This window comes from Mycolicibacterium novocastrense, from assembly GCF_001499835.1.
GTDB classification, from domain to species: Bacteria; Actinomycetota; Actinomycetes; order Mycobacteriales; family Mycobacteriaceae; genus Mycobacterium; species Mycobacterium novocastrense.
The window spans coordinates 1-14,887 of sequence record NZ_LQIH01000031.1 but is presented as its reverse complement, the minus strand read 5'-3'; the positions used below and the strand labels follow the sequence as shown (position 1 = coordinate 14,887).

The window sequence follows — 14,887 nt, the reverse complement described above, 5'->3', positions numbered from 1 at the left end:
CCGAAACTGAAGCTCCGCGGCAGAAATCCGCGATCTGTCGTGCAGCCTTCAGTTTGGGCGGGTTTGAGTCAGGACACGTCGACCGTTTCCGCACCCTCCGGTGTGTCGAGCAGCTCGACGAGCCGTTCGGAGACCGCCGCCGCCGTCGGGTACTCCCACAGCAGTGTCGGCGGTAACGACAACCCGGTCTGCTTTTCCAGCTGCTTGAGCAGCCCGACCGTCATGATCGAGTCCACGCCGACCTCCACCAGCGGCAAACCGGTGTCGACGTCGGCCTCGGCCACGCCCAGCTGTGCGGCAACGGCGGCGGTGACGACCTGCGCGACACGTTCGGGGTCGGCGTCGACCAGGCTCACCTCTGGCGCGTCATCTCCGGGAGCGTCGAATTCCGTCGGCGCCACGTCGGCCAGCATCGGTACCGACGCTGCCGCGGGAAGTAGCGGCAGCACAACGATATTCGGGTCGTCATGGCGCATCGCCAGGTCGAGTGCCCGCATCGCCTCATCCGCTCCGATGGTGTCCATGCCCAGCGCGTCGAGCTGCGCCGCCACGAACCCGGATGTCGAGCCCATGCCCAGGCCCCGCCACGCGGTCCAGGCGACGCTGACGGTGCGGTCGCCGAGAGCACGCCGGTAGCGCGCCATTCCGTCGAGGAAGGAGTTCGCGCACGCGTAGGCGCCCTGCCCGGGGAAGCCCGCGAGGTAACCGCACGACGAGAACAGCACCAGCCAGTCCAACTGTTCGGGCGGGAAGACCTCGTGAAGGGTCAGGGTCCCGTCGACCTTGGGACGCATCGCCGCGGCGAAGTCCTCGGGTGTTGTATTGACCAGAAGCGCACCCGCTTCGACACCGGCGGCGTGGATCACCCCGCGCACCGGAGGCAGATCGCGCAGCGCGGTACGCAGCTGGTCGGCCGCTCCGGGTGCGGCGATGTCCAATGCCACCACGCGCACGGACACACCGCGCTCCTCGAGCGCGGTGACCGTGTGGACCAGATCCGAATCCGATTGCCACAGCGAACGATCGGGCATACCGCTGCGGGAGAGCAGCACGAGTCGCCGGGCGCCGATGTCGGCAAGCCGCTGCGCCATCCGCAAGCCGAGCGCGCCGGTACCGCCGGTGATGACGTAGGTGCCGCCGGCCGAGCACTGCATCGGCGCTCCGGTCCCCCGGCCCGCCGCGGACAGCCGCGCCGAGTGGGCCGCGCCGTCACGGAAGGCCACAACTGGGTGGCCCTGCACCGAGGAGAGGATGCCGACCGGGAGTTCGGGTGTGGCGACGTCGATCACCCCGCCGAAGGTCTTCGGGTGCTCGGCCGCCGCGACTCTGGCCAGACCCCACAGCGGTGCGTGCACCACGTTCGCGCCCTCGTACACGCCCTGCGTGAGCACCCACATCCGTGCCCTGGCCCCATGGTCGAGCAGCACCCGCAGCGTCCGCGTCACCATTCCGACTGACCGTTCCGGCGTGTCGTGCGCGCCCGGCAGGACCAGCACGACGGTGTCGCGGTCGAACGACTCGGCCGCAGAGGTGATTTCGGTGGCATCAGCGTGGAGCACATGGGGCACCCCGGCGGCCGACAGGTCCCGCGTCACGAACTCGCGGGCGGCGCCGTCTCCGCCCACGATCACGACCTCCCGGGGCCGGCTGTCGGCCTGCCACGACACCGACTGCCAGGAGAGCCGGTGCAGCATACGGGAAACGTCGCTGCCGGAAGGGTTTTCAAGCTGCTCGAACGACATGCCCGCCAGCGACGCGAGGACCTTGCCGGACTCTTCGGCGAGCAACACGTCGGTCGTGGTGGTGCCGGGCCTGCGCCGAACATGCAGCAGCGCCACGGCTGGTGGTCGGCCGTGCACCTGTACGCGGTCGATGTGGGCGGGCATCCGCAGTCGCGGCGGCCCGTCGAACACGGTGGAGGCCGCCGAGGTAGCCGCGTCCAGCAGCGGGGCCCAGGTGTCCGGTGCCGTACGGTCGCCGCGTGCGGCGACCCTGGCGAGCAATTCGCCCTCGCCGCCGTGCAGGTCGAGGATCTCCCAGTCGAATCCCATCGCGGCCACACCCAGTGTCGCGAGCGTGTCCACGATGTGATTGGGCGGCAACGGATCACGGCAGCCGTCGCGAGCGGACGACTCGTCGAGCACCTCGCCGAGGAGATCCTCGATGTCGTCGTCGGCCGCGACCACCGCACTGCTGTGGGTCAACCAGCCGCCGTCGATGGCGTCCTCGTCGTCGTCGACGAGGCGGGTGGCCAGGGTCAGCCCGCGGTCCTGCAGCACCACTTGCACGTCGCGGGCGCGTCCAGGCGCCACCGGGGTGCGCAGCCGGACGTCGACGAGGTCCCTACCCGCGCGGTCACAGCGCGTGTCCAGTTCGTTGGCCGCGCCGAGGAAGGTGTTGACGATGACTGCGGCGGGCACGATTTCGGTGCCCTTCACCGGGTGGTCGCCCGGGTACGGGCGGGAGTCGAGGTCCACGCGCGTCTGCCACATCTTGGAGGCCACCGCGCCGGTCACCTCGATCCGGCCGCCGAGCAGGGTGTGGGTGTCGACGTCGTGCACGCCCCGGCCGCCGGGCGGAGGGGTGGGAGTGCGCCAGAAGCGGCGGTGCTGCCACTGCGTCACCGGAAGATCGGCCGCCCATGGCGCCGACGACAGCTGGTGCTCGACCGGTGCACCGTGGCAGTGCAGCGCGGCGACCGCGGTCACCACCGAATGCATTTGAGAGCGCTCACGACGCAACAGCGGGACGACGGCGTGCTGGTCGGTACCGGCCGTCGTGAGCGTCTCGACGATCGAATGCGCCACCACCGGGTGCGCCGACACCTCGAGGAAGAGCCGATGCCCGTCCTCGATGGCCGCCGAGACGGCTTCGGCGAAGCGCACCCGGTCGCGCAGGTTGGCCACCCAGTAGTGCTGATCGCGTGGCGCGACCGAGCGGGGGTCGGCCAACGCCGTTGTGTAGAGCGGAATCTCGGGTGTGCGGGACGGCGGGAGTGAGGCCGTGAGGCGGCCGAGCTCGCCGGTCAGTGCGTCCATGGCGGGGCTGTGGAAGGCGACGTCGGTGTTGACGCGGCGCACCATGAAGCCTTGATCGGTCCACTCACCGCAGACGTCGTCGACCGCGCTGATCGTGCCGGATATCACCGTCGACTCCAGCGAGGCGCTGATCGCCGCCACCACGTCGGTCCGCCCGGCCAGCCGCCGCTCGGCTTCGGCGAACGGGAGCCGCACGAGCGCCATCGCGCCCTCGCCCATCACCGAGCGGAAACCGCGGGCGCGGTAACAGGCCACCGCGGCGCCGACGGTGAGATCGAACACCCCCGCGGTGACGCATGCCGCGACTTCGCCGACCGAGTGTCCGATGACCGCCGCCGGGGTAACGCCGCGCGCGCGCAGCATCGCGGCCAGGCCCACCTGCATCGCGAACGTCAGCGCCTGCACCTGATCGGTCCCGCCCAGTTCGCCCGCGGTCAGCGCCTGGCGCGCCGAGAACCCGAGCTCCGCGGTGAACACCGGATCGATCGCGTCGATCACCGCAGCGAATTCCGGTGCCGCCGCGAGCAGTTCACCGCCCATACCGGCCCAGTGCGAGCCGTGGCCGGAGAACACCCAGACCGCGCCGTTGGCCGCGGCGGGCAGCACCGTACCGGTCACCACGGACGGGTCGGGAACATCTTCGGCCAGTGCGGTCAACGCGGCCGCCGCACCGTCGGTGTCGTCGGCCACGACCGCGGCCCTGGCTGACTCGTGCGAGCGCCGCGTCCACAGCGTCGCCGCGACGCCGCCGATCGGCGCCGGGTGGTCTCGCACGTGGTCGGCGAGCGCGCCCGCCTGCGTGCGCAGCCGGGCGACGTTGCGTGCCGAGACGGGAATGATCGCCGGAAGTTGCTGCGCCGGTGAGTGTTGCGCGGACGGTTGCGCGGCGGGCGCTTCCTCGAGAAGCACGTGGGCGATCGTTCCGCCGTAGCCGTAACTGCACACCGCGGCCCGCCGGGGCGCGCCGTCGGAGCTGTCCCAGGGCTCGACCTCCGTCGGCACCCGCAGCCCGCTGCTGGCCCAGTCGACGGCCGGAGTCAGCGAGGTGACACCCGCGGTCGGGGGGATGGTCCGGTGATGCAGCGCCAGCGCGGCCTTGATGAGGCCCACCACTCCGGCACCACCCTCGAGGTGGCCCACATTCGGCTTCACCGATCCGATTCGGCACGGCGCATCGGCTGGGCGGTCGGCCCCGTAGACGGCCGCGAGCGCCCCGACCTCGGTGGGGTCACCGGAGGGGGTGCCGGTGCCGTGCGCCTCGACGAAACCGACGCTCGCGGGGGCGATGCCGGCGAATTGGCATGCGCGCCGGAACATGTCGGCCTGTGCATCGCCGTTGGGCGACATGATGCCGACGGTGCGCCCGTCCTGTGCCACCGCGCCACCCCGCACCACCGCGTACACGTGGTCGCCGTCGCGCAGCGCGTCGCCGAGGCGCTTGAGCACCACCACGCCCGCACCCTCGCCGCGCCCGTACCCGTCGGCCGAAGCGTCGAAGGTCTTGCACCTGCCGTCGGGCGCGGTCGCGCCCGCCACGTCGAGCACCCTGGTCAGACCCGGTCCGATCAACGCGCTGACCCCGCCGGCCAGCGCCAGCGACGTCTCACCGGCATTGAGCATCTGGCATGCCTGGTGCACCGCGACCAGCGAGGCCGCGCACGCCGCGTCGAGGGCGACGCTGGGACCGCGCAGGTCGAGCAGGTGTGAGACGCGGTTGGCAATGCCGCACAGCGACGTGCCGATACCGGTCCACGCTTCGATGCCCGGCAGGTCCTCCATGATCAGCTTGCCGTAGTCGTCGGAGTTGACGCCCATCAGCACCGCGGTGTCGCTGCCCGCCAACGACTTCGGCGGAACGCCCGCGTGTTCGAGCGCCTCCCAGCTCACCTCCAGCGCCAGCCGCTGCTGGGGGTCCATCAGCTCCGCCTCGCGCGGCGAGACCCCGAAGAACTCGGCGTCGAACCCCGGCAGGTCGTCGAGGAACGTCCCCCACCGCGTGACGTCCTTGAGCACCGCCGCGTTGCGGGGATCACGCTGGAGGTACGGCTCCCACCGCTCCGCCGGAACCTCGCGCACGTCGCTGCCGCCGTCGAGCAGGAAGTTCCAGAACTGTTCCGGGGTGCCGATCGCACCGGCCACGCGGCAACCGATCCCGATGATCGCGACCGCGTCTGGGCGTACGGATTCGTCGGATGGCGGGGTATCGGTCACGTCAGCCGAGTCCCAAAGCCTGGATAGCCTTGCCTAAGAAGCCACACGCCATGGCGGACATACTGGCATAACCGGGCTCATTTGTGGAACCTACGCAGGCCCGGCGAACGTGGTGCCGATCACGTTCGAATTGGCTTGCCGCGACGTCAATCCCCGGTGGTCAGGGCCGCCGCATCCGAACCCTCACAACGTGCGGACGGCCAGCGGTTCGTCGCTGCCCGACACCCGGATGTCGATGCTGCGGATCTCCGCGGTGGGGATGCTGGTGGCCGCGGACAACCCGGTCGCTTCGTCGCCCGCCGGACGCCACGAACCCACGGCCGTCTGCACGCCGTCGTGCGTCGTCACCACGATGTCGTAGCTGTCGACGTCGCGAGCCCAGTCCTTGGTGTACTCGCAGGCCCAGTTGAGCTCGGTGCCCCACTTCTTCTCGGTGACGGCCAGCTGTGCGGTCAGGCCCTGGCGCTGGCCGGGCTGCATGGGCTCCATCGCCACTGTCTGCACCGCCGGTGTGCGGGGGAAGACCGTGGCGCCCACGACGCCGCCAAGGACCGCGAGCGCGGCCGCAACCGCGACGGCCGCCGCGAGCATCGAGCGGCGTGACCGCCGCTGCCGCTTGGCCGCGGCCTGCGCCAGCGAGGCGACGTCGGCGGACTGCTCGACAGCGGTCCCCTCGTCCGCATCGAGCAGCGCCGCGGCCTCCTCGCGGCTGAGCGCGGCCAGCATCGCGGGCATCTCGGCCAGGTCGGCCAACTCGGCGGCGCGCGCCGGGTTGGCGGCGAGGTAGTTCTCGTAGGCGAGACGGTCCTCCGCGCTCAGCGCGCCGAGCACGTAGGCCGCATCCCATTCGGCGAGGTCGGAGACGGGTGTCCGGTCGAATTTGTCGCTCATTGGACCACCCCCCTTTCCTGCAGCGCCATCCGCAACGCTCGCAACCCGTAATGGAGCCTGGACTTGACGGTGCCCGGTGCGATCCGCTCGTGCTCAGCGATGTCGGCGACAGTTTGCCCGAAATAGTAGGCGCGCACTATCGCGCTGCGGTGGTCGGCGCTGAGCGATTTCAGCGCCTCTGCCAGTACCCACTTGTCGACCGCGGGCCCGATCGCATCGGTCGACGGACGCTCGGGCAGGTCATCGGTCTGCAATTCCCGGCTGAACCGCGCGCTGCGCCGGTCGTCGATGACGAGGTTGCGAGCAACGGTGAACAGCCAGGCCCGCGCGGCGTCACCCGGCTGTTGCAGGATCTCCGGTTTGCGCCACAGCCGCAGCAGCGCTTCCTGCACCACGTCCTCGGCGAACGGCGTGTCGCCGCGGGTCAGCCGCAGAACGTAGCGCAGCAGCGCCTGGCTGTGCTCGTCGTGAATCGCGCGCAGCAACTCGGCCTGCGCGGGGTCGGGAGTCATCGCTCATCCACCGCAGTCGTCATCGCTGATCACAACGACGTCCATCTCAGAATCGTTCAACGTTGCGCGCGCGAGCGTGAGCTTATGGGCGAATTTCGAGCCCGGCTGTTGTCCGGCGCTCAGTCCAGCAGGTCGCGGACCACCGCGTCGGCCAGCAGCCGGCCGCGGTCGGTGAGCACCAATCGGTCGTCGACCGGGCTCAACAGCCCGTCGGCGACCGCGACGGCGGCGCGCTCCCGCTCGGGTGCACTCAGCACGCTCGTCGGCAGCCCGTCGCGCAACCGCACCCGCAGCATCACGTCCTCGATGTGCAGGGTCTCGGGGTCGAGGTGCTCGAAATCGGCTACGGGTAGCCGACCATCGGCCAACGTCTGCGCGTACGCGCTCGGGTGCTTGACGTTCCACCAGCGCACCGCGTCGACGAAGCCGTGCGCACCCGGTCCCGCACCCCACCACTGGCCGCCGTTCCAGTAGCCGATGTTGTGCCGGCACTCACCGCCCGGCCTGCTCCAGTTCGAGACCTCATACCAGGCGAAACCGGCGCCGGTCAGGCGAGCGTCAAGCAGCTCGTAGCGGCGGGCCAGCACGTCGTCGTCGGTCGGCGCGAGCTCGCCGCGCCGCACCCGCCGGGCCATCGCCGTGCCGTCCTCGATGACCAGCGCGTAGGCCGACACGTGATCGACTCCGGCCTCGACGACGGTGTCGACCGAGCGCAGCAGATCGTCGTCGGACTCCCCCGGGGTGCCGTAGATCAGGTCGAGGTTGACGTGGTCGAACCCGGCCGCGCGGGCCTCGCGCGCCGCGGCCGGCGCCCGACCCGGCGAGTGTCTGCGGTCGAGGGTCGCCAACACGTGCGCCGCCGCCGACTGCATGCCCAGCGAGACCCGGGTGTATCCGGCCGCCAGGAGCTGGTCGAACAGCAGGGGGGACGTCGATTCCGGGTTGGCCTCCGTGGTGACCTCGGCGCCGTCCGCCAGCGGGAAGTGCGCGCGCACGGCGTCCAGAACGGCGGCCAGGCCGGACCCGCCCAGCAGCGACGGGGTGCCGCCGCCGACGAACACGGTGTCGACCTCGGGGATGCGGCCCAGGTGCGTCGCGGCCTGCGCAAGCTCGCTCCGCAGCGCCGCCAGCCACGCGTCCGGGTCGGCGCCGCCCAGCTCGCCGGGTGTGTAGGTGTTGAAGTCGCAGTAGCCGCAGCGGGTGGCGCAGAACGGCACGTGGACGTAGACGCCGAACGGCCGCCCCGGCGCGGGGGTCATCGCCGGCAGCACCGCCGATGCGGCGTTACCGGGCGCTACGGTTCGGGCCATGTCAACGATTGTCCGCCTGTCGCGAGATTGCACTCAGGCAGGCGTGCACTCGAACTTCCGATGCGCGGATGCAGTCTCGACGATGTTCTGCTCACGATGAGCGCAAATCTCCCCCGGTTAGGGCCGGTGCGGCAATCCGTGGCACAATTGGCGACGTGACTGCCGCCCGCACCTTCCCCAAGCGTGTATCGCTGGTGGCGCGTCGGCACGTCGACTTCAAGCGCGTGTGTACGTGTTGTTGTCTGCCTTGCGCTTGATCTAGGTCCCCAGCCCACCCGTACGTATAGCTGGCCGCCGGATCTGCGCCGCCGGACAGCCACCGGTGACCACGCGCGATTCGAACGCCGGCTCCACCAAGGAGCCACCCCATGACCACCGCGGAATCCAAGCCGAAGCCTTCCAAGAAGACCCGCGCCGAAGGGCAGTGGGCGCTCGGTTACCGCGAGCCGCTCAACGCCAACGAGCAGTTCAAGAAGGACGACGACGCACTCAACGTGCGCGCCCGCATCATCGACATCTACTCCAAGACCGGTTTCGACGGCATCGACAAGCAGGACCTGCGCGGCCGGTTCCGCTGGATGGGTTTGTACACCCAGCGTGAGCAGGGCTACGACGGCACCTGGACCGGTGACGAGAACGCCGACCTGCTCGAGGCCAAGTACTTCATGATGCGGGTGCGCTGCGACGGTAAGGCGTTGTCGGCCGCCGCATTGCGCACGCTCGGCCAGATCTCCATCGACTTCGCCCGCGACACCGCCGACATCTCCGACCGGATGAACCTGCAGTACCACTGGCTCGAGGTCGAGAACGTGCCCGAGATCTGGGAGCGGCTGGCCGCGCACGGTCTGCAGACGACCGAGGCGTGCGGTGACTGCCCGCGCGGAATGCTGGGCTCGCCGCTGGCCGGGGAATCGCTGGAGGAAGTGCTCGACCCGACGCCCGCGCTCGACGAGATCGTGCGGCGCTACATCGGCAACCCCGAATACTCGAACCTGCCGCGCAAGTACAAGACCGCGATCTCCGGTCTGCAGGACGTGGCCCACGAGGTCAACGACATCTCCTTCATCGGGGTCAACCATCCCGAACACGGCCCCGGGCTCGATCTGTGGGTCGGTGGCGGCCTGTCGACCAACCCGATGCTGGCGCAGCGGCTCGGGGCGTGGGTTCCGCTGGACGAGGTGCCCGACGTCTGGGAGGCGGTCACCGCGGTGTTCCGCGACTACGGGTATCGACGGTTGCGGTCCAAGGCCCGGCTCAAGTTCCTGATCAAGGACTGGGGTGTAGAAAAATTCCGTGAAGTTCTCGAACAGGAGTACCTGGGTCGCAAGCTGATCGATGGGCCCGCACCCGAACCGGTCAAGCACCCGATCGACCACGTCGGCGTCCAGAAACTGAAGAACGGGCGCAACGCCGTCGGCGTCGCGCCGATCGCGGGCCGGGTCTCGGGCACCATCCTGACCAAGGTGGCCGATCTCGCCGAGGCGGCGGGTTCGGACCGGATCCGGTTCACCCCCTACCAGAAGCTGATCATCCTCGACGTGCCCGACGACAAGCTCGCCGAGCTGACCGCGGGCCTCGAGGCGCTCGGGCTGCCGCCGGAGCCGTCGCACTGGCGCAAGAACCTGATGGCCTGCACGGGTATCGAGTTCTGCAAGTTGTCGTTCACCGAGACCAGGACCCGCGCGCAGGTGCTGGTTCCGGAGCTGGAGAAGCGGCTCGAGGACATCAACGCGCAACTCGACGTGCCGATCACGGTCAACATCAACGGCTGCCCGAACTCGTGCGCGCGCATCCAGGTCGCCGACATCGGGTTCAAGGGCCAGATGGTCGACGACGGTGACGGCAACTCGGTCGAGGGCTTCCAGGTGCACCTGGGCGGCAGCCTGGGTCTGGACAGCGGGTTCGGACGCAAGTTGCGTCAACACAAGGTGCTGGCCACCGAACTCGGTGACTACATCGACAGGGTCGTTCGCAATTTCGTGAAACAACGCGAGCAGGGCGAGCGTTTCGCTACGTGGGCTATTCGAGCAGACGAGGCGGATTTGCGGTGACCAGTAACAACGCGGTGATGACGGAGACCGATCTGCAGGCGCTCGCCGAGCGCGGCGCGGTCGAACTCGAGGGTGCAAGCGCGCTCGACCTCCTGCGCTGGACCGATGAGAACTTCGGCGCGAACGCCGCCGGCGGGCCGGCGAATTCCGGCTACGTCGTGGCGTCGAACATGCAGGACGCGGTGTTGATCGATCTGGCGGCCAAGGTGCGGCCCGGCGTCGACATCCTCTTCCTCGACACCGGATACCACTTCGTCGAGACCATCGGCACCCGCGACGCCGTCGAGGCGGTCTACGACGTCAACATCGTCAACGTCACGGCGGACAAGAGCGTGGCCGAGCAGGACGAGTTGTACGGCAAGAACCTGTTCGCCCGCGAGCCCAACGAGTGCTGCCGCATGCGCAAGGTCGAACCGTTGTCAAAGGCGCTGCGTGGCTACTCGGCCTGGGTGACCGGCATCCGCCGCGTCGAGGCGCCCACGCGCGCCAACGCGCCATTCATCAGTTGGGACAAGGCTTTCGGGCTGGTGAAGATCAACCCGTTGGCGGCCTGGACCGACGAGGACATGCAGGACTACATCGACACCAACAGAGTGCTCGTCAATCCTCTCGTCTACGAGGGGTATCCGTCGATCGGCTGCGCACCGTGCACGGCGAAGCCCGTCGAAGGCGCCGATCCGCGCAGCGGCCGCTGGGCCGGTACCGGCAAGATCGAATGCGGACTGCACGCCTCGTGAGTTCATTGTGACCCTCGTGCTGACCGCGCACGGCAGCGCCGACCCGCGCTCGGCGGCGGTGACGCATGCGGTGGCGGGCCGGATCCGGCGTCTGCGGCCGTGGCTCGACGTGCGTCCGGCGTTTCTCGAACAGAACGGCCCCAGCCTGCTCGACACCCTGAGCGGTCTGCACACCCCGGCCGTTGTCGTACCGTTCCTGTTGGCCAGCGCATTTCACGCGCGGGTCGACATCCCCTCGATCGTCGAGCAGGCGGGTGCGGTGGTCGACCGGGCCGAGGTGCTCGGCGAGGACCCGGCGCTGTTGACCGTGCTGCGGCAGCGGCTGGCCGAGCTCGGGGTCTCCCCCGACGACGACGGCCTTGGCGTCCTCGTCGTCGCGGTCGGTTCATCACACCCCGCCGCGAACGCGCGAACCGCCACGGTCGCCCAGTCACTGCGCTCGGGAACGCGTTGGGCGGGAGCCGAAGTCGCGTTCGCAACCGGGCCGTATGCGAACATCCCGGAGACCGCCGAGCGCCTGCGTGCCGGCGGTGCCGAACGCCTGGTCATCGCCCCGTGGTTCCTGGCCCACGGCCGGATCACCGACCGGGTGGCTGAATACGCTGCCGCACAAGGTATTGCGATGGCCGAACCGCTCGGATCGCACAACCTCGTCGCCGCGACGGTGATGGACCGCTACGACGCGATCACCGCCGGCGCCGCGGCCGCCGCCTGATCGAGTCTCAGGGCCTGACCTCGAACACGTTGTTGAACGGCGTCTGCGCGGCCAGCCGGAACCGGCGGAACCCGGCCTCGGTCACGACGTCTCGGATGCGGGCCGGGCCCGCCTGAGTGCCCAGCGCCATGCCGACCGGCTGTGCCATCGACGACGGTGTGCACAGCAGCGTCGAGAAGCCGTAGTAGGCGCGCCCGATCGGGTTGAGGTTGTCTTCGACCCGGTCACCGGCGGCCGGTTCGACCACCATCCACGTGCCGTCGTCGGCGATGACCTCGCGGATGTGGCGTGCGGCGCCGATCGGATCGCCCATGTCGTGCAGGCAGTCGAACATCGTCACCAGGTCGTACGGTCCACCCCCGAACGCGTCGGCGGTCGCGGTCTGGAAGCTGACCGTTCCCGGTGTCCCGTTTCGCTCACGAGCCACCTCGATGGACTGGGCGTGGCCGTCCACGCCGACGAACGTCGAGGCGGGAAAGGCTTCGCCCATCAGAAGCGTCGACGCCCCGTGTCCACAACCGACGTCGGCGACGCGGGCGGCGCGGACGAGCTTCTCCACGACGCCGTCCAGCGCCGGAAGCCAATCAGCGACCAGATGTGCAGCGTAGGTCGGGCGGAAGAACCGTTCGCACCCGACGTGGACGTCGAAATTGTGATCTCCCCAAGCGACCCCGGCGCCTGCGCGGGCGGCCTCGATGATGCGCCCAGCGTCCGATGCGGTTCCGTGGGCGATCTGGAAGAGACCGCCCACGAAGGCCGGGCTGGTCTCGTCGGTGAGGGCGACGGCCTGCTCGGGTGGGATTCGGTAGCGCCCGGTCGTCGGGTCGTAATCGACGAAGGCGCCGGCGGTTTGGGCGTTGAGCCACTCCCTGGCGTAATGCTCGTCGGTGCCGGTGCGCTCGGCCAACTCTGCGGGGGTGCTCGGCCCGTGCTCGACGAGCGACCAGTAGTACCCGAGGCGGTCCCCCATGACGACGAGGGCGCAGTTGAGTGCCGCGCCGGCCTCCTCGACCGCCCGGAGTACGAACTCCATCAATTTCTCCGGATCGACCTGGGTCAGGGCACTGGAGGTGTTCATGCGAGCAACTGAACCATCATTTGCGCCTTGCGGAATGGGGCAATTGCCCCATCTTCGGCCGCGACCGACTCAAGCCTTGGTCAGGACCTCGTCGTCGGCCGTGTCGCTCGGAGGGACGTGTGTGCCGCCCGGCAATGGGGGGACCCGGGTCGCGCGGACGTAGACGGTGTCCCCCTCCTTGAGGCCCAGCGCCTCGGCATCGCCGCGGGTGATCTGCGCGGTGAACGGCGTCTGGTCGGTCGCACTGTGCAACTCGACGCGAACCTCGAAGCCCAGCATCACGATTCGATCGATGGTCGCCCGCACCACCCCCGTCGACTGCACCGAGTCGTCGCTGGCGGCGATCGCCATCTCGGGGTTGCGGCCGACGCGGATGTCGTGCGGACGGACCAGCGAGCCGTTCAGCGAGGACACCGCGCCGAGGAAGGACATCACGAACGCGTTGGCAGGTGAGTCGTACACCTCTCCGGGCGAGCCGACCTGCTCGATGCGCCCCTTGTTCAGCACCGCGATCCGGTCGGCGACGTCGAGCGCCTCGGACTGATCGTGCGTCACCAGCACCGTGGTGACGTGCACCTCTTCGTGAAGCCTGCGCAGCCAGGCACGAAGGTCTTCCCGCACCTTGGCGTCCAGCGCCCCGAACGGTTCGTCGAGCAACAGCACCTGCGGGTCGACCGCGAGCGCGCGAGCCAGCGCCATGCGCTGACGCTGGCCGCCGGAGAGCTGGTTCGGGTAGCGGGTCTGGAAACCGGCCAGCCCCACCACTTCGAGGAGATTGTCGACCTTCTCTTTGATCTCGGCCTTGGGCCGCTTGCGGATCTTCAGACCGAACGCCACGTTGTCGCGCACCGTCAGGTGCTTGAACGCGGCGTAGTGCTGGAACACGAACCCGATACCGCGGCGCTGCGGCGGCACGTTCGTGACGTCGCGGCCGTTGATCGTGACCGTGCCGGAATCGGGCTGATCCAACCCCGCGATGGCCCGCAGCAGCGTCGACTTACCCGACCCGCTGGGTCCGAGCAGCGCGGTCAGCGAGCCGGACGGCACCTCGAAGTCGACGTTGTCCAATGCGGCGAAGTCGCCGTAGTGCTTGTTCGCGCCGCGCACGACGATCGCGTTCGTCATCTGTTCCTTCTTCCTACGCCTACTTGCCCGCCCGGCCCCGCCGCGCGTCGAGCAACACCTGCGCGACCAACACCACCACCGCCACCGCCATCAGCAGCGTCGACACCGCATACGCGCCGTACTCGGCGCCGCGGGTGTAGCGGTCCGACACCAACAGTGTGAGCGTCTGCGAGCTGCCCGGCAGGTTGGACGACACCATCAGCACCGCGCCGTACTCGCCGAGGGTGCGCGCGATCGTCAACACGACGCCGTAGGTCAGACCCCACCGGATGGACGGCAGCGTGACCCGCCAGAACGTCTGCCACCACTGCGAGCCCAACGTGGCCGCGGCCTCTTCCTGATCGGTGCCGATCTCGTGCAGCACCGGTTCGACCTCGCGGATCACGAACGGCACGGTGACGAAGATGCTGGCCAGCACGATGCCGGGAATCCCGAAAATGATCTTGAATCCGAGGTTGTTCTCCACGAAGCCGAACAGCCCAGCCGAGCCCCACAGCAGGATCAGCGCGACACCGACCACCACCGGCGAGACCGCAAACGGCAGATCGATGACGGCCTGCATCGCACTTTTGCCGCGGAACTTGTTGCGCGCCAACACCAGTGCCGTCGGCACACCGAACAACACGTTGAGCGGCACCACGATCGCGACCACCAGCAGCGAAAGGTTCAGCGCCGAAATCGCCGCCGGGGTGCTGATCGATCCGATGAAGGCACCGACACCCGGCGAGAAGGTGCGCCACAGGATCAGCCCCACCGGCACGACGACCAGGACGATGACGTAGGCCAGCGCGAGGTAACGCAGCAGGTGTTTGACTGCGGGCGAAAGGATCATGGCGCCAACGCGTCCCGTCGGGCGGCGCGCGAGCCGATTGCGCGCAGGATGAACAGCACGATGAACGAGATGGCCAGCAGCACAATGGAAATCGCCGCGGCGCCGGTGCGGTCGTCGTTCTCTATCAGGGTGCGGATCCACTGCGAGGACACTTCGGTCTCACCGGGTACGGCGCCGCCGATCAGCACCACCGAACCGAATTCGCCGATCGCGCGGGAAAACGCCAGCCCCGCGCCCGACAGCAGCGACGGCAGGAGTGCGGGCAGCATCACCCGGGTGAAGATGATCCAGTTGTTGGCGCCCAACGATGCCGCGGCAAAAGTGCGATGCAGGCCGTCATCGATCTGCCGTTTGCGGTCTCGCCGGTGGTGGTCGGTGTCGCGCTGA

General features: G+C 69.2%; 12 protein-coding genes. 4 read left to right on the top strand and 8 right to left on the bottom strand.

Translation table 11 applies throughout. The features are described 5' to 3' along the window. Positions 1-68: 68 nt before the first annotated feature. The 4 genes from AU072_RS19450 to hemW all read right to left on the bottom strand — a co-directional run bounded on the left by AU072_RS19450 (position 69) and on the right by hemW (position 7,962). On the bottom strand, positions 69-5,249 hold the full coding sequence (locus AU072_RS19450; protein WP_064415320.1) for a type I polyketide synthase: 5,181 nt from the start codon (positions 5,247-5,249) through the stop codon (positions 69-71). A gap of 183 nt (positions 5,250-5,432) precedes the next feature. Further along, positions 5,433-6,140 carry an anti-sigma factor family protein gene (locus AU072_RS19445; RefSeq protein ID WP_064415319.1) on the bottom strand — a complete coding sequence of 236 codons (708 nt, stop codon included), beginning with the start codon at positions 6,138-6,140 and terminating at the stop codon, positions 5,433-5,435. Beyond that, complete coding sequence (locus tag AU072_RS19440; RefSeq protein WP_064415318.1) at positions 6,137-6,652, bottom strand: sigma-70 family RNA polymerase sigma factor; 516 nt, start codon at positions 6,650-6,652, stop codon at positions 6,137-6,139. The genes AU072_RS19445 and AU072_RS19440 overlap by 4 nt, the downstream gene beginning before the upstream one ends. A 119-nt stretch (positions 6,653-6,771) precedes the next feature. Then, entirely contained in the window at positions 6,772-7,962 is a 1,191-nt protein-coding gene (gene hemW / locus AU072_RS19435; protein WP_064415317.1) for a radical SAM family heme chaperone HemW, read from the bottom strand. Here hemW and AU072_RS28955 point away from each other — a divergent pair. From AU072_RS28955 to AU072_RS19420, 4 genes are all read left to right on the top strand, one after another. After that, positions 7,929-8,219 (top strand): Ms4527A family Cys-rich leader peptide, encoded by a 291-nt coding sequence (locus AU072_RS28955; RefSeq protein ID WP_407937615.1) that lies wholly within the window; start codon positions 7,929-7,931, stop codon positions 8,217-8,219. The genes hemW and AU072_RS28955 overlap by 34 nt on opposite strands. A gap of 111 nt (positions 8,220-8,330) precedes the next feature. Continuing rightward, on the top strand, positions 8,331-10,013 hold the full coding sequence (locus AU072_RS19430; RefSeq protein ID WP_064415316.1) for a nitrite/sulfite reductase: 1,683 nt from the start codon (positions 8,331-8,333) through the stop codon (positions 10,011-10,013). A 17-nt stretch (positions 10,014-10,030) separates the two neighbouring features. Beyond that, on the top strand, positions 10,031-10,750 hold the full coding sequence (locus tag AU072_RS19425; protein ID WP_064415327.1) for a phosphoadenylyl-sulfate reductase: 720 nt from the start codon (positions 10,031-10,033) through the stop codon (positions 10,748-10,750). Between the two features lie 7 nt (positions 10,751-10,757). Then, the gene (locus AU072_RS19420; protein ID WP_064415315.1) at positions 10,758-11,465 is read left to right on the top strand and encodes a sirohydrochlorin chelatase; all 708 of its coding nucleotides are present in this window, start codon (positions 10,758-10,760) and stop codon (positions 11,463-11,465) included. Between the two features lie 7 nt (positions 11,466-11,472). Here the strand turns inward: AU072_RS19420 and AU072_RS19415 are convergent, their stop codons facing one another. The 4 genes from AU072_RS19415 to AU072_RS19400 form a co-directional block, all read right to left on the bottom strand. Continuing rightward, positions 11,473-12,543 carry a class I SAM-dependent methyltransferase gene (locus tag AU072_RS19415; protein WP_064415314.1) on the bottom strand — a complete coding sequence of 357 codons (1,071 nt, stop codon included), beginning with the start codon at positions 12,541-12,543 and terminating at the stop codon, positions 11,473-11,475. A 69-nt stretch (positions 12,544-12,612) separates the two neighbouring features. Then, on the bottom strand, positions 12,613-13,668 hold the full coding sequence (locus tag AU072_RS19410) for a sulfate/molybdate ABC transporter ATP-binding protein (RefSeq protein WP_064415313.1): 1,056 nt from the start codon (positions 13,666-13,668) through the stop codon (positions 12,613-12,615). A gap of 19 nt (positions 13,669-13,687) precedes the next feature. Continuing rightward, a complete protein-coding gene (cysW, locus tag AU072_RS19405; protein WP_064415312.1) occupies positions 13,688-14,500 on the bottom strand; it encodes a sulfate ABC transporter permease subunit CysW in 813 nt (270 codons plus the stop codon). Beyond that, the coding region (locus tag AU072_RS19400; RefSeq protein WP_120271678.1) for an ABC transporter permease subunit at positions 14,497-14,887 on the bottom strand (391 nt) is incomplete at its 5' end. The genes cysW and AU072_RS19400, both read right to left, overlap by 4 nt.

Excerpts from the sequence above, each read along its gene's own strand:
- AU072_RS19445 (WP_064415319.1), bottom strand. The coding sequence starts at position 6,140 with ATGAGCGACAAATTCGACCGGACACCCGTCTCCGACCTCGCCGAATGG.
- AU072_RS19440 (WP_064415318.1), bottom strand. The coding sequence starts at position 6,652 with ATGACTCCCGACCCCGCGCAGGCCGAGTTGCTGCGCGCGATTCACGAC.
- AU072_RS28955 (WP_407937615.1), top strand. The coding sequence starts at position 7,929 with ATGCGGCGTTACCGGGCGCTACGGTTCGGGCCATGTCAACGATTGTCC.
- hemW (WP_064415317.1), bottom strand. The coding sequence starts at position 7,962 with ATGGCCCGAACCGTAGCGCCCGGTAACGCCGCATCGGCGGTGCTGCCG.
- AU072_RS19430 (WP_064415316.1), top strand. The coding sequence starts at position 8,331 with ATGACCACCGCGGAATCCAAGCCGAAGCCTTCCAAGAAGACCCGCGCC.
- AU072_RS19425 (WP_064415327.1), top strand. The coding sequence starts at position 10,031 with ATGACGGAGACCGATCTGCAGGCGCTCGCCGAGCGCGGCGCGGTCGAA.
- AU072_RS19415 (WP_064415314.1), bottom strand. The coding sequence starts at position 12,543 with ATGAACACCTCCAGTGCCCTGACCCAGGTCGATCCGGAGAAATTGATG.
- AU072_RS19410 (WP_064415313.1), bottom strand. The coding sequence starts at position 13,668 with ATGACGAACGCGATCGTCGTGCGCGGCGCGAACAAGCACTACGGCGAC.
- cysW (WP_064415312.1), bottom strand. The coding sequence starts at position 14,500 with ATGATCCTTTCGCCCGCAGTCAAACACCTGCTGCGTTACCTCGCGCTG.